This window comes from Monashia sp. NPDC004114, assembly GCF_053603855.1.
The window spans coordinates 25,526-40,731 of sequence record NZ_JBSGGK010000005.1; the positions used below are offsets into that span (position 1 = coordinate 25,526).

The 15,206-nt window shown below is 71.8% G+C and carries 11 protein-coding genes; all 11 read right to left on the reverse strand.

Annotated elements, in window-relative coordinates:
- Nucleotides 1-287 precede the first annotated feature (287 nt).
- The gene (locus ACWEOW_RS08470) at nt 288-1,649 is read right to left on the reverse strand and encodes a DUF445 domain-containing protein (protein WP_452268742.1); all 1,362 of its coding nucleotides are present in this window, start codon (nt 1,647-1,649) and stop codon (nt 288-290) included.
- 26 nt (nt 1,650-1,675) lie between these two features.
- Complete coding sequence (locus ACWEOW_RS08475) at nt 1,676-2,536, reverse strand: SseB family protein (protein WP_452268743.1); 861 nt, start codon at nt 2,534-2,536, stop codon at nt 1,676-1,678.
- Entirely contained in the window at nt 2,533-3,276 is a 744-nt protein-coding gene (gene priA / locus ACWEOW_RS08480; protein ID WP_452268744.1) for a bifunctional 1-(5-phosphoribosyl)-5-((5-phosphoribosylamino)methylideneamino)imidazole-4-carboxamide isomerase/phosphoribosylanthranilate isomerase PriA, read from the reverse strand. Before priA ends, ACWEOW_RS08475 begins: the two co-directional genes overlap by 4 nt.
- Before the next feature lie 91 nt (nt 3,277-3,367).
- Nucleotides 3,368-4,006, reverse strand: a complete 639-nt coding sequence (gene hisH, locus ACWEOW_RS08485) for an imidazole glycerol phosphate synthase subunit HisH (RefSeq protein ID WP_452268745.1) — start codon at nt 4,004-4,006, stop codon at nt 3,368-3,370.
- Between the two features lie 16 nt (nt 4,007-4,022).
- Complete coding sequence (gene hisB / locus ACWEOW_RS08490) at nt 4,023-4,631, reverse strand: imidazoleglycerol-phosphate dehydratase HisB (protein ID WP_452268746.1); 609 nt, start codon at nt 4,629-4,631, stop codon at nt 4,023-4,025.
- A 182-nt stretch (nt 4,632-4,813) separates the two neighbouring features.
- On the reverse strand, nt 4,814-5,977 hold the full coding sequence (locus ACWEOW_RS08495; RefSeq protein WP_452268747.1) for a histidinol-phosphate transaminase: 1,164 nt from the start codon (nt 5,975-5,977) through the stop codon (nt 4,814-4,816).
- Complete coding sequence (gene hisD, locus ACWEOW_RS08500; RefSeq protein ID WP_452268748.1) at nt 5,974-7,341, reverse strand: histidinol dehydrogenase; 1,368 nt, start codon at nt 7,339-7,341, stop codon at nt 5,974-5,976. Before hisD ends, ACWEOW_RS08495 begins: the two co-directional genes overlap by 4 nt.
- 44 nt (nt 7,342-7,385) lie before the next feature.
- Nucleotides 7,386-9,524: a S9 family peptidase gene (locus ACWEOW_RS08505; RefSeq protein ID WP_452268749.1), complete on the reverse strand. Its 2,139-nt coding sequence runs from the start codon at nt 9,522-9,524 to the stop codon at nt 7,386-7,388.
- Nucleotides 9,525-9,596: 72 nt separating this feature from the next.
- Complete coding sequence (locus ACWEOW_RS08510) at nt 9,597-10,469, reverse strand: SGNH/GDSL hydrolase family protein (protein ID WP_452268750.1); 873 nt, start codon at nt 10,467-10,469, stop codon at nt 9,597-9,599.
- The gene (locus ACWEOW_RS08515) at nt 10,462-11,577 is read right to left on the reverse strand and encodes an alpha/beta hydrolase (RefSeq protein ID WP_452268751.1); all 1,116 of its coding nucleotides are present in this window, start codon (nt 11,575-11,577) and stop codon (nt 10,462-10,464) included. The genes ACWEOW_RS08510 and ACWEOW_RS08515 overlap by 8 nt, the downstream gene beginning before the upstream one ends.
- Entirely contained in the window at nt 11,578-15,162 is a 3,585-nt protein-coding gene (locus tag ACWEOW_RS08520) for a lysine--tRNA ligase (RefSeq protein WP_452268752.1), read from the reverse strand.
- Between the last annotated feature and the right edge of the window lie 44 nt (nt 15,163-15,206).

Genomic DNA, 15,206 nt, shown 5'->3' on the forward strand with positions numbered 1-15,206 from the left:
GGTACGCGAGTGACGGAGCGCTCACTCGACGGAGGGCCGGAAGCCGCGGTCGAGTGGGCGCCCAGCCCCACGCGTCACACGCTCACTCGACCAGCAGCGAGCCATCGCCCTGGTACGCGAGTGACGGAGCGCTCACTCGACGGAGGGCCGGAAGCCGCGGTCGAGTGGGCGCCCAGCCCCACGCGTCACACGCTCACTCGACCAGCAGCGGGCCCGCGCCCTGGTACGCGAGTGACGGAGCGCCCACTCGACCGGGGTCGAGTGAGCGCTCCTGGTGTCGTGGCTCGCTAGGGGATGAGCAGCGAGATGGCGTGGATGAGCATGCCGATCAGACCGCCGACGAGGGTGCCGTTGATCCGGATGAACTGCAGGTCGCGCCCCACTTGGAGCTCGACCCGTTCGGCCGTCTCCTTGCCGTCCCAGCGGTCGATGGTGTGGCTGATCACCTGGGTGATCTCGGTGCCGTAGCGCTCGACCGCATAGACGGTCGCGTCGCAGATGCGCGCGTCGATGCGGTCGCGCAGCGACCGGTCGGCGAGCAGCCGCTCGGCCAGGGCGCTGACCTCCTGGACGCCACGGACGCGCACCGGCCCGTCGACGTCCTCCAGCGCGGCGATCACCACCTCGCGCATCGATCGCCACAACGCCATCGCGGTGTCGGCTGTCTGCGGGTGCGTGAGGAGACGCTCCTTGAGCCGCTCCGCCTTGGCCTGCGTGACCGGGTCGTGCTGCAGGTCGTCGGCCAGGTCGATGAGCAGCTTGTCCAGGGCGATGCGCACGTCGTGCTTGGGGTCGCGGCGCACGTCCGCGACCCACTTCAGCGCCTCGGTGTGGATCTTGCGGGCGACGATGTCGTTGATCGCGTCGGGCACCCAGGTGGGCGCGCGCTGGACGATGAGCGACTCGAAGAGGTCCTCGTTGTCGACGAGCCAGATGCGGATCTCGTCGAGGGCGAGGTCGACGAGGCCTGCGTGTGCCTCGTCACGGACGACCTGGTCGAGCAGGCTGCCGGCCAGGGGGCTCACGGGCACCTCGATCAGCCGTGGCAGCACCGCCTGCTCGATGATCGCGCGCACGTCGTCGTCGGGGATGCGGTGCAGCGCGTGGACCGTGACCGTCGCCACCTCGTCGACGAGACGTCGCGCGTGCCCGGGAGCCAGCGCCCACTCGGCGAGACGCCGGGTCGGCTCGGCGTCGAGGACCCGGTCGCGGATGATGTCCTCGCGCATGAAGTTCTCGCTGACGAACTCCTCGAGGCTTCGGCCGATCATCTCCTTCTTGCGCGGGATGAGGGCGGTGTGCGGGATCGGGAGCCCGAGCGGATGGCGGAACAGGGCCGTGACCGCGAACCAGTCGGCGCATGCGCCGACCATCGACGCCTCGGCACCGGCGTTGACGAAGCCGAGGACGCCGTCGTCGTGGCCTCTGGTCAGGATGTAGACGATGGCCGCGAGGACGAGCAGCCCGGTCGCCAGAAGGCGCATCCGTCGCAGGTCCCGCCTGCGTTGGGCATCGAGCGCGGGGTCGACGATGAACCCGAGTGGGCCGCTTGGCGGCGCTGCGCTCCGGTGCGGCGCTCTGGCGGTGGACGTGGCCGGGTCGGATGGCCCCGGCGGGCGTTCCCGAGTGGCCTGGGGTGTGGTGTCCACGTGCGGCACCTCCGCGGGTGTGTTGCTCAGCGCGCCGTCTCGAGCGCGAAGGTCAGAGCATCGATCCTCGCACGGGTCTCTCCATCGGTCGCGATCCGCTCCCCGATCCGTGTCGCGAGAGCCTGCACGTCGTCGGCGCCGAGGCCGGGGCGCAGCACCAGGACCACACGCAGGACACCGGCCCTGGCGGGCTCCCCTGCCTCGAGCCGGTGGCCGGCGACGGCCTCCTCTCCGCGCACGGCCGCGGCGACCGCGGCGGCGACGTGCTCGTCGTCGTGGCTCGGTCGCCACTCACGCTCCTGGGCGAGTGCCCACAGCATGCTGGGGCGCAGCACAGTTGTGTGGGGCGACCCGAGGTCGACGACGAGCACGTGACACTCCTCACCGATCGCGGCCCGCGCTGCGGCTGCAGCCGAGACCGGCACCGGGCGGGCGCCGGGGTCCCAGGTGCTCAGGCTCGCCAGCGAGGTGAACATCGGCAGGGCGCGCTGCCCGTCCGGTGCGGTGATGATGACGGCAGCCATGTCGCTGCGGGTCTCGACCCTGTGCTCGCCGGACTCGTCGACGTCCGACGCCACGGCGACGACCGGCACGAGCCACCGCGTGCGGGCCACGTGCGCGACGAGGTCGGCCTCGGTTTCGCCGGTCTCAGCGGGGCCGGTCTCAGGGGCGCCGGCCGCAGAGGCCACAGAGGCCGCGGTCGCGGACTTGGAGCGCGCGCGCCCTTCGAGCAGCTCGAGGAGCTCCGGGTCGGCCGCACCGGTGTCGTCCGCGAACCCGTGGGACGGGATGTTCTTGCCGGCCCACGCCTGGCCTGCTGAGTCGGCGGGTCGGCCCTGGGCATCGAGGTGCCCCGCCGAGTGGTCGTGGTGTGCGGGGCCGGTCATGATCCCGGTCGCCCGGCGACGTCGAGTGCCTCGGGCAGCGTGAACGCGCCGCGGTAGAGGGCCGAGCCGACGATGGCCCCCTCGACGCCGTCGCCCACGAGGTCGCGGATGACCCCGATGTCCTCGAGCGTCGACACGCCGCCACTGGCGACGACCGGCCGGTCGGTCCTGGCGCACACGGCCCGGAGGAGCTCGACGTTGGGGCCCTGCAGCATGCCGTCCTTGTTGACGTCGGTGACGACGTAGCGAGCGCACCCCTCGCGGTCCAGTCGCTGCAGGGTCTCCCAGAGGTCTCCACCCTCGCGGGTCCAGCCCCGCGCGGCGAGGGTCGTCCCGCGGACGTCGAGGCCGATCGCCACCCGGTCGCCGTGCTCGGCGATGACCGAGGCCGTCCAATGCGGGTCCTCCAGTGCGGCGGTGCCGATGTTGACCCGTCGGCAGCCGGTGGCCAGTGCCGCCTCGAGCGAGTCGGTGTCGCGGATGCCCCCGGACAGCTCGACGGCGAGGTCGAGGCGGCCGACGATCGAGGCGATCAGGTCGCGGTTGCTGCCCCGGCCGAACGCGGCGTCGAGGTCCACGAGGTGGATCCATTCGGCGCCCTGCTCCTGCCAGGCCTTCGCGGCGACCCATGGGTCGCCGAACTGGCCGCCGCTGCCTGCGACTCCCTGGACGAGCTGGACGGCCTGGCCGTCGGCGATGTCGACGGCGGGCAGCAGCTCGAGGCGCGGCTGGTCGGTCATCTCGGTGTGGCTCCTGAAGGTTGATCTGTGGGTGGGGCGACGGGCCGGAAGAGACGCCGGCTACCGGTTTCCGGCGGGACGATGGCGCGGGCTAGAGGCTGCGCACCCAGTTCTCGAGCAGGTGTGCCCCGGCGTCGCCGGACTTCTCCGGGTGGAACTGGGTCGCTGACAGAGGTCCATTCTCGACCGCCGCCACGAACGGCGCACCGTGGCGCGCCCACGTCACCCTCGGCGCGACCGCACGGAAGGCTCCGGTCGCCTCGAGCGTCCAGCGCTGGACGGCATACGAGTGGACGAAGTAGAAGCGCTCGTGCTCGACCCCGGCGAACAGCGCCGACCCGTCGGCCACCTCCACCTCGGACCAGCCCATGTGAGGCACGATGTCGGCTGGCAGCCGCTCCACCGTGCCCGGCCATTGCCCGAGACCCTCGAGCGGCCGCTCGGACGGCTCGGCGGAGCCGTCGAAGAGCACCTGCATCCCGACGCAGATGCCCAGCACCGGACGTCCGCCGCTGATCCGGCGGCCGATGATCCTGGGCCCGTGCGCCGCGGCAAGGCCCGCCATGCATGCGTGGAAGTTGCCGACACCGGGAACGAAGAGACCGTCGCACTCGAGCGCGGCGAGCGGGTCGGCGGTCAGCGTGACCGACGCTCCGACCCGCTCGAGCGCGCGCACAGCGGAGCGGACGTTGCCGCTTCCGTAGTCGAGGACGACGACGTCGGCCGTCATGACAGCGCCGCCATCGTCAGAGAGCACCCTTGGCGCTGGGGATCCCGACGACGCGGTCGTCGCGCGCCACGGCGGCGCGCAGCGCACGTGCCACGGCCTTGAACTGCGCCTCCACGATGTGGTGCGGGTCGCGGCCGGAGATCACCCGCACGTGCAGGCACAGTCCGGCGTTGAAGGCGAACGACTCGAAGACGTGCCGGGTCATCGACCCGGTGAAGTGCCCGCCGATGAGGGCGTACTGCTGGCCCTCGGGCTCGCCCTCGTGCACGACGTAGGGGCGGCCGGCGACGTCGACCACTGCGTGCGCGAGCGCCTCGTCGAGGGGCACGGTCGCGTCGCCGAACCGGGAGATCCCGGACTTGTCGCCGAGCGCCTCGCGCACGGCCTGGCCGAGCACGATGGCGGTGTCCTCCACGGTGTGGTGGACATCGACGTCGACGTCACCCGTGGCCCGGACGGTGAGGTCGATGAGCGAGTGCTTCGCGAGCGAGGCAAGCATGTGGTCGTAGAACGGCACGCCCGTGGAGATCTCCGACCGCCCGGTGCCGTCGAGGTCGAGCCACAGGTCGACCGATGACTCGGAGGTCGCCCGGCTGATCTTCGCGGTGCGATTGTTAGGGCTCATGCAAGAGCTCCATCCTGAGACCGCCGCGGCGCCGGCGTTGCCTGGACGCAGCGCAGCGAGCTGGGTCCCACGCTCTGCGTGGGAGGAACGAGCGAGCGAAGCGGAGGAAGGCAAGGCCTCAGAGGCGCCGTGGCACGCGCCGCAGCGAAGCGGAGGTGCCATTCAACACTTCTCATACAAGTTCACCTTCCTCGGGGAACGGGCGCGGCGGGGGCATCGTCGCTCGGTGGCACGACGTGGGTCGGCGCGATCGTGGCCATCGCCGTGAGGAACGCCGTCGTCTCGTCAGGGTCACCGGCAGTGACCCGCAGGTGGTGCGGTATCCCGACGTCGCGGACCAGCACACCAGCGTCGAGCAGCGCCTCCCAGGTCGCCCGCTCGTCCGCGAGGCCGCCGAAGAGGACGAAGTTGCTGTCGCTCGCCACCGGCTTGGCCCCGATCGCCGCGAGGCCCTCGACGATGCGGTCGCGCTGGTGCTTGATGACCTCGACGGTCGCGAGCATGACGTCCGCGTGCTCGAGTGCCACCCGCGCGATGGTCTGTGTCGGCGTGGACAGGTGGTAAGGCAGCCGCACGAGGCGCAGCGCGTCGACGAGCTCGGCCGAGGCCACGAGGTAGCCGAGGCGGCCACCGGCAAAGGCGAACGCCTTGCTCATCGTGCGCGTCACGACGAGGCGTGGGTGGTCGGCGAGCAGGGTGAGGGCACTGCGCGTCCCGGGCCGCGCGAACTCGGCGTAGGCCTCGTCGACGACGACGATCGCGTCGGGCGCCGCATCGAGCACCGCACCGATGACCTCGAACGGCAGGGCCGTGCCGGTGGGGTTGTTCGGCGAGCAGAGGAAGACGACCGAGGGGTTCGCTGACCCGGCCTGCTCCGCAGCCGACTCGGGTGTCAGGTCGAACGTCGTCGACCCGCGGAGGCCGTCGACCCAGGTCGTGCCGAGCGTCTCGCTGATGATCGGGTGCATCGAGTAGGACGGCGTGAAGCCCAGCGCGACCCGGCCGGGCCCGCCGAACGCCTGCACGATGTGGGACAGGACTTCGTTGGACCCGTTGCCCGCCCAGACCTGCTCGGGGGTCACGGCCACGCCGGACTGCTTCTCGAGGTATGCCGTCAGCGCCTTGCGCAGGTCCGTGAAGTCGCGGTCGGGGTACCGGTTGAGACCGGCTACGTCGTCGGCGAGCGCCGCCATGATCGCCTCGACGACGACCGCGGGCACCGGGTAGGAGTTCTCGTTGGTGTTGAGCCGCACGGGCACGTCGAGCTGGGGCGCGCCGTATGCCGTCCGGCCCCGAAGGTCCTCGCGCAGCAGCCGCTGGACGTCGCTCGGGGCATCTGCGGTCATCGCGGCACCTCGTCCCCGAACCGGGCCGTGACGGCCTCGCCGTGCGCCGGGAGGTCCTCGGCCTGAGCGAGCGTGACGACGTGGTGGGCCACCTCGCGCAGGGCCGCCTCGTCGTAGTCGACGACGTGGATGCCACGCAGGAACGACTGCACGGACAAGCCGCTGGAGTGGCAGGCGCAGCCGGCGGTGGGCAGCACGTGGTTGGAGCCCGCGGCGTAGTCGCCGAGGCTGACGGGGGCGTTGGGCCCCACGAAGATGGCGCCGGCGTTGCGCACCCGGGCGGCCACGTCCGCGGCATCGCGGGTCTGGATCTCGAGGTGCTCGGCGGCATACGCGTTGACCACGTCGAGGCCCGCCGCGATGTCGTCGACCAGGACGATGCGGGACTGCCGTCCGGACAGTGCCTCGGCCACTCGCTCGGTGTGCTTCGTGGCGGGCACGCGCCGGGCCAGCGCCTGCTGGGTCGCCTCGGCGAGCTCGTCGCTGTCGGTGACCAGCACCGAGGCCGCGAGGGGGTCGTGCTCGGCCTGGCTGATGAGGTCTGCAGCGACGATGTCGGCGTCGGCCGAGTCGTCGGCGAGGATCGCGATCTCGGTGGGGCCGGCCTCGGCGTCGATCCCGATGAGGCCCTTGAGGAGCCGCTTGGCGGCGACGACCCAGATGTTGCCGGGACCGGTGACCATCGACACCGGCTCGCACGCGACGCGCCGCCCGTCGACCTCACCGAGCTCGGGGTCGTCGTCGACGAACCCGTAGGCGAACATGGCGACCGCCTGGGCGCCGCCGACGGCATACACCTCGTCGACGCCGAGCAGGGCGCAGGTGGCCAGGATGGTCGGGTTGGGGTAGCCGACGAAGTCGCCGACGTTCTCGCGCTGGGGCGGCGACGCGACCGCGAGCGACCCCACCCCGGCCAGCTGGGCGGGCACGACGTTCATGATGACGCTGCTCGGGTAGACGGCGAGCCCGCCGGGGACGTAGAGGCCCACGCGGTCGACCGGGACCCAGCGCTCGGTGACCGTGCCGCCGGGCACGACCTGGGTGACCGTGTCCGTGCGGCGCTGGTCGGCGTGGACGACGCGGGCCCGCCGGATGGACTCCTCGAGCGCCGCGCGAAGGTCGGGGTCCAGGCCGTCGAGGGCACGGCGCAGCACCTCGGAGGGCACGCGCAGGTGGGTCGGGCGGACGCCGTCGAACCGCTCCCCCAGGTCTCGCAGCGCCGCTGCCCCACGATGCTCGACGTCCTCGCAGATCGGCCGCACCTGGGTGAGGGCGGCCGTGACGTCGAACTCGGCTCGGGGCAGGGCCCCGCGCAGGAAGCGCACGTCGAGCGTGCGTCCGCGCAGGTCGAGGCTGGACATCATGGGTCAAAGTCTAGGAGCCGTCCCACCAGCCGGGACGCCGCGTCTCAGGTTGCGGCGGCGCTGGTCGCGTCCCCGCCGCGCGGCGACGTCTGGTCCATGAGGACCGCGGTCTCCCAGGCCCACTGCCGCCACAGGTCGTAGCGGCCCGACTGGCCGCCGTGGCCGGCGGCAAGCTCGGTGCGGAAGACGATCGGTGCCGGGTCCGGCACGTCGCGATCGGCGAAGCGCAGCGCGGCGACCCACTTGGCCGGCTCAGTGACGTACACGCGCGTGTCGTTGAGGCTCGTCGTCACGAGCAGGCTCGGGTGCCGTCGCCCCGGCCGGACGTTGTCGTACGGCGCGTAGGACTTGATCAGCGCGTATGCCGTGGGGTCCTGGAGGGGGTTGCCCCACTCCTCCCACTCGGCGACCGTCAGGGGCAGGCTCGGGTCGAGCACAGTCGTGAGCGGGTCGACGAACGGCACCTGTGCGTGGACGAAGCAGAACCGGTCGGGGGCGTCGTTGACGACCGCGCCCATGAGCAGGCCCCCAGCCGAACCGCCTTCCGCCGCAAGGTGGTTCGATGCGACGATACCGGCCGAGATGAGGTGGTCGGCGCAGGCGACGAAGTCGGAGAACGTGTTGGGCTTGGCCTCGAGCTTGCCGTCGTCGTACCACGACCTGCCCATCTCTGACCCTCCGCGTACGTGTGCGATGGCGAACACCCACCCGCGCTCGAGCAGGGACAGTCGCAGCACCGAGAACCACGGGTCGCTGGGTATGCCGTAGGCGCCGTACGCGCTCAGCAGGCCGGGGGCGGTGCCGTCGGCGAGCACGTCGTGCCGGTGCACGACCGAGATCGGGATGCGCGTGCCGTCCGCGGCGACCGCCCACTCGCGCCGCTGCCGGTACTGGCTGAGGTCATGGCCGTCACGGACACGTTGCTGCTTGAGCAGCGTGAAGGTCCGGGCCCGCACGTCGTAGTCCTGTACCGCCCTCGGCGTCACGAGCGACTCGTGCATGACCTGCAGCGTCGGGGTGGACGACTCGGGGTTCACACCGACGAGCAGCGTGCCGATCGGCTCGCCCACCTCGATGTCGTGGATCTCACCGAGGCCATTGGGGGCCGCTGGGTCCCGGAGCACGACGCGGACTCCGGTGGCCCCCTCCCGCCGGAACGAGATCGCCAGGAAGCCGTCGAAGCCCTCAGCCCCCGTGACGTACTCGTCCTCGGTGGTGACGTCGAGGGCCTCCCACTCCTCGCTCGAGGAGCAGGTCACCGGCGCGACGGCCAGCTCGAAGTTGACCCGGTTGGCGTTGTGGGTGACGAGCAGCTGGTCCCCGAACGGCTCGATGTCGTACTCGACGCCCTGCCGCCGGGGGGCGACGACCCGGGGCTCGCCGAGCGGTTCCGCCGCGTCGACGAGCCGGAACTCGGACGTCGTCTTCGAGCCGATGGCGATGATGACGAGCCGGTCGTCCCGCGACGTGCCGACGCCGATGTAGAACCGCTCGTCCTCCTCTTCGTGGACGAGCACGTCGCGGTCCGCCGGCGTGCCCAGCTCGTGCCGCCACACCTGGTAGGGCCGCCACGCGTCGTCGACCCGGGTGTAGAAGAAGTGCCTCGCGTCGAGGGACCAGGCGAGCGACCCTCCGGTCTGGCGGACAGCGTCGTCGAGGAGCTCGCCTGTCGCGATCCGCTTCACGCGCACGTCGTAGCGCTCGTCACCCTCGAGGTCGACGGCATACGCCAGCAGGTCGCCTGCCGGGCAGACCTCGCTCGCGCCCACCGCGAAGAATGCCTGCCCGGACCCTTCGGCGTTCTGGTCGAGGACGACCTCCTCGCCGCGTGGTGGCCGGCCGCCCTCCAGCGCCGGCCGCTGCGGGTGGCCGGTGACGAGCACGCGGGCCTCCACGGCGTACTGCTCGCCCTCGACGGTGCGTGAGTAGTACCACCACCGGTCGTGGCGCACGGGGACCGACAGGTCGGTCTCCTCGATGCGCGAGCGGAACTCGGCGAAGACCTGCTCCGACAGCGGACGGAGGTGCTCGGTCTGCTCGGTGGCCCAGGCGTTCTCGGCAAGCAGCAGGTCACGCAGCTCCGGCGAGTCCCGGTCGGCCATCCAGGCGTACGGGTCCTCGACGGTGTCGCCGTGATGGGTCCGGGTGACCGGCTGGCGCCGGGCGGTCGGGGGGCGCTGCATGCGCGCAGTCTAGGTCGGCCGGCGCCCGTGCCGACGACGGCCTCGTCGGTCGTCGCCGGCTCTCCTCGTGACTCATCGAGCCCAGGAGTCGACGGCGCCCTCGCGCATCAGGGTCGACAGGACCGCCTGCATGAGCAGCTGATGCCCGCTCTGGTTCGGATGGTCGCCGTCGTCGAGCAGCTGCGGCGTCGGGTCGCGGTCGCCGGAGCTGCCCTTCAGCGGCGTGTACGCGTCGACGTAGGTCGCTCCGGACGTCTGGGCGACGTCGTCGATCGCCGCGTTGACCGTCCGGGTCAGGCTGTCGCTTCCCTCGACGAAGTCCTGTCCGCGAGCGCGTCCGACGGCGCCGTCGACCGTGACATTCCAGTACCCGACGACTGCGACGCGCAGCCCGGGGTTCCGGTCCACGGTCTTCACGGTGTCGACGATCTGAGCCAGGCCGGTCTTCAGACCGTCGATGGTCGAGGCCCAGCACGACGACGTCGACGCCGGGTAGCACGAAGGGTCGTCCACCCGGCTGAAGTCGAAGTCGTTCGCCCCGATCTCCACCACGACGAGGTCGGCGTCGACGAGGTCCGCTCGGGTCGGCCCGGAGTCAAGATCCTCCACGACATCCGCGGTGGTCCATCCGTCGGTGGCGTCGTTGTGCACGACCGTGGGCCGGTGGGTGAGCTCGCTGAGTCGCTGGCCGAGCAGCTCGACGTAGCCCGTACATCCGCAGGTGCTCGCGGTGGGGACAGAGTCGCCCATGGCCACGACGTGCAGCTCCGGGGCGCCACTGGTTCCGCTGGCCGACGGGTCGCTCAAGGTCGTCCGTCCGGCCGACGCGGTCGTCGACGGTGACGGCCCCGCCCCGACCACGAGGGTCACGACGACGGCGAGGATCGCGAGCGCACCGAGCGCGAGGCCGACGTGGTGGGCCTTGAGCCCGCGGGGTTCATGCATGGAACCCCGGCAGGGTCGCGCCCAGCCAGGAGAGGGCGCCGGGGACGTACGGCGTCAGCACCGCCGTGCGGTGGCCGCCGTGGAGCAGCACCACGCCGGTGGCGTCGAGCGGAGCCCGGGCCACGCTGAGGAACTTCGAGCTGCTCGCGTAGGACAGCGGGTCCTCGTGCGAGGTCAGCACATATATCGCGACCGGTGGCGGGCTGGTCCGCGCCAGGTGGATGAGGTCGTAGCTGCGCAGCGACGCCGGCGTGAGCGGGTCGTAGTACGGGCTGAAGTCGGGCCGGAAGTACCCGAGCAGGACGATCGAGGCGCCGAACACGTCCGGGTGCCGCATGGTCAGCTCGGCGGCGCACCAGGCGCCGTAGGAGTACCCCATCGTCGCCCAGGACGTGCGACCGGGACGGGCCCGGAAGTGCTGGACCGTCCAGGCGGGGATGTCACGGGACAGCCATGTGTCGGTCTGCGGCAGACCGGGACCGCCGTTGACGCACTCGGTGTCGAGACTCGGCGGGGTGTCGATCATCGGCACGACGAAGATCGACGGCGCCAGCTTGTGCTCGGCGGTGAGCTGGTCGGCGGAGCTGAAGAAGTCGAGCTTTGCAAAGCCGGCCGGACCGCCGGGGAAGCCGTGCAGACCCTCGATCACGGGGTAGGTCCGGTGCGACGCCGGGTCGTAGCCCTGCGGCAGGTACACGAGCACCTGTCCCCCGCTCCCGGTGTGCGGGTCCGTGACGGTGTACGTCTGAAGCCGCGACCCCGGGTCGGGCAGCGGGGGCAGCGACGCGGGCTGGACGACACTGTTCAGCCCTTGTCCAGACAGATGCGCGCCCACGACGTCGCCCGGTGAGCCACCGTGATGGCTCTCGACCTGTGGCGACCCGTTCTCGAGCAGGTCCGACCAGCTCGAGTAGAAGAGGTACTGGTCGTTGAGCAGGGCGCCGAACAGGCCCAGTACGACGACGTTGAGCAGCAGCACCTCGACGCCGCGGGTCGCCATCCGCACGACCGGTGTGCCACGACGCGGTATCCCGAGCACGATGACGGCGAAGCAGGCCACCGCGACGAGGACGAGCAGCACGATGAGCGGGGTCCCGGTGAGCTCCATTCAGCGTCCCCCTCCCGGGCCGGCTGTCTCGAGGGGCCGGACGAACGGGAAGGTCAGGACCTGCCGGATCGAGGTGTTGGTCAGGAGCATGACCAGGCGGTCGATGCCGATCCCGAGGCCGCCGGAGGGCGGCATCCCGAGCTCGAGTGCGAACAGGAAGTCCTCGTCCACCGCCATCGCCTCGTGGTCGCCGGCGGCCGCCCGAAGGGACTGCTCGGTGAGCCGGTTCCGCTGGTCGACGGGGTCGGTCAGCTCGCTGTATGCCGTCCCGACCTCCATCCCGGCGATGACGAGGTCCCAGCGCTCGACCAGCCCGGGCACTGCGCGGTGCGGTCGGGTCAGGGGCGAGGTCTCCTGCGGGAAGTCGACATAGAACGTCGGCATCGCGGTGACGGCTTCGACGAGCTCGGCATACAGCTCCTCGATGATCGCGCCCGGGCCGCGGTCGGCCGGCACCGTCACTCCGTGGGCGTGGGCCAGCTCGATGAGACGGTCCGGGTCGGTCTCGAGGGAGACCCGCTCGCCCACCGCGCCCGACACGGCGTCGAGGACACGCACGACGGGCCATGGCGCACTGACATCGACGAGGTCGGCGCCCACGGCACCCGTGCGTGCCCTCCCCGCGCCGGGGATCGGGATCGCCTCGCGGCCGTGCACTCGGCTGGCTGCGGCCTTGATGACCTGCTCGGCGAGCATCCGCATCGTCGTGTAGTCGGCGTGGGGCTGGTACACCTCGAGCGAGGTGAACTCCGGGTTGTGGGTCGCGTCGGCGCCCTCGTTCCGGAAGCTCCGGCCGAGCTCGAAGATCGGGCCCAGGCCGCCGACCAGAAGCCGTTTGAGGTGAAGCTCGGGCGCGATCCGAAGCGAGAGGTCGAGCCCGTAGGCGTTGCTGAACGTCCGGAACGGGCGCGCGGTCGCGCCGCCGTGGACGGTGTTCAGCATCGGAGTCTCGACCTCCGTGAAGCCGAGGCCGCCGAGGGTGTCGCGCACGGCCGCCACGACCTCGGACCGGCATCGCAGCAGGGAGACGGTCTCCGGGTGGACCACCAGGTCGGCCGACCGCTGGCGCAGGCGCGCCTCCGGGTCGGACAGGGCACGGAACGGCAAGGGGTGCAATGACTTGGCCTCCATCCGCCACGAGCGCAGGATCAGGCTGGGCGTGCCGTTCCGCGACGCGCCGACGGTGCCCTCGACTCGGACGAGGTCGCCGCGGTCGACGAACCGCGCGAAGTCCCTGACCTCGTCGGGCGACCCCGTTGTGCTCGGGTCGAGGACGACCTGCACGGCGGCCCGTCCGTCGACGAGGGTGGCGAACACGACCGAGCCGTGGTCGCGAAGGTCCCGCACCCGGCCGACGACCGACAGCGCGCGCCCGTCGCCGCGGGCGTGCCCGTCGTCGCGCGCGTGCCCGTCGTCGCGCGCGTGCCCGTCGTCGCGCGCGTGCCCGTCGCCGCGTGCGCGCCCGTCGTCGCGCGCGTGCCCGTCGTCCCGAAGGCCCACGCGTGCCGAGGTCGAGTGACCATCTCGATACACGTGCGACGCCGTGAGGCAGCCGGTCAAGGGCCTGGTGGCCACTCCCACGCGTCCGCCGCGCGTCGAGGCGAGGACCCGGACCGGGCGAGCCAGGATCGCTGACTCCGACAGGAGTGCCGACAGCGCCGCGAGCGTCGTCGTCGGCTGACCGGCGCCGACCGGGAACGGGTCGCGGCCGGCAGCACGCATGGCCTCCAGCCGAGCAAGACGGTGGCCGAACTGGCCCGAGCGGTGGCGCACGAGCGCCTGGTGCTCGGCCCGTCCCTCGACGGTCGCGACGGCGGACTCGACCAGCTCGAGATGCTCGGGATCGAGGGGCGCCTGGACCGCATGGCCGCGGCCGGGCCACGGCAGGAATCCCTCGGCGGCGCCGGAGGCCACGAGAACCTGCGGCATCGACACTGCGTCGTCGTAGCAGAGGAAGCGCGGCTCCCACGTGGGCTCGAGCTTCGCGTTCGCGCGGTAGAGGCTCTCGAGCTGCCAGACGCGGTCGAGCACACCGAGGAGCGAGGCGTTGAACCGGGTGATGGGACGGGCGCCCAGTCGCGCCGAGTCGGCGAAGATGCCGCGGAACATGCAGAAGTTGAGGGACACCCGGGTGACGCCGAGCTGGCGTGACCGCCCCAGCAGCTCCGCAACGGACAGCTCGGTGACGCCGTTCGGGGCCTGTGGGCTTCGCCGCATGAGGTCGAGAGACAGTCCGGAGCGTCCCCACGGCACGAAGGTGAGCAGCCCGACCACCGCGCCGCCCTCGTCGTGCGCAGTCACGTAGACGATCCGGCCGTCCGCAGGGTCCGCCGCCCGTCCCAGCGCCATCGAGAAGCCACGCTCGCGGTCGTCGCCGCGCCAGGCCGCCGCCTGGCCCATCAGGGTGGTGAGCTCGTGGGTGCTGATGTCATCCTGCCGCCTGACCCGGATCGAGATGCCCGCCCGCCGGGCGTGTTTCACCGCATGGCGCACGGCCCCGAGAGAGCCGCGCCGCAGGTCGAACCGCTCGGGGTCGAGGATGGCCTCGTCACCCATGAGCATCACGCGAAGGCCGGCAGCGGCATACGCCCGGGCACCGGCCTCGCTCGCCGACAGCACGGCGGGGAGCCAGCCGAACTCGCGCGCCTCTGCCTGCCACGCCGCGATCGCGGCTGACCATGCGTCCCGGGCTCCGACCGGGTCGGCAGACGCGAGCGACACCCCGTTGACGACGCGGTAGGTCACCGCCGCCCGTCCGTCCGGCGCGAACACGGACGCCTTGTCGCGGCGGGTCGCGAAGTACCCGAGCGAGTCGTCGGCGCCGTACTCGGCCAGCAGCGAGCGCAGTGCGACCTCGCGGTCAGGGGACCAGCGGCTGCGCGCGCGCGACGAGGCGAGGAAGAGCCCGACGGAGGCGAGGATCGTCGCCGTGGCGAGCACGGCCGTCACGTCGACGACGAACGGTGGTATGCCGACCAGCGAGCGACGGCTCACCCCGCCGATGCCGGCCAGGACGGTCGCGACGACGCCGGTGACCTGTCCCTGGGGCGCTCCCGTCGCATCGAGCATGAGCGAGGTCACACCGAGCGTGACGAGCGTTCCGACGGCCAGCGCGGTCAGGGCCAGCCACCACGAGCCCGGCTGGAGCCGAGCGGTGAAGACGGAGTGCAGGCGCCAGAGCCACCACAGCATGGCGAACGCGACGACCATCGCCGCCACCTCGAGGCCGCGGCTGAAGTCGCCGCGGGTGTCCCACAGCTCGTCGAAGGGCAGCGGTGCGCTCGGCAGGAGCGCGACGATCCCGAGGTAGATGCCCGCCACCTGGAAGGCGACGACCGCCCACAGGCCGATACGCTTGCGCCCCAGCAGGGCTCGCGTCACCAGGGCCAGGACGACGACCGACAGGAGCGTCGGTGCGACCGGGATGTTGAGCAGACCGAAGAGGAGCTCGGCCAGTCCCGGCCGGTGCGGGCCGCGGTCGAAGACAGCCAGCAGCACGGCAGCGAACGTCGCCACAGCGAGGATGGCTGTGAGCACCCGCGCGGAACGGTGGCGCGGTGGCGAAGCGGCGACTCTCTTGCCCATGTGAGGACGATGGCCCTCTCGGCTGGATGTCGGCTGGACGTCTG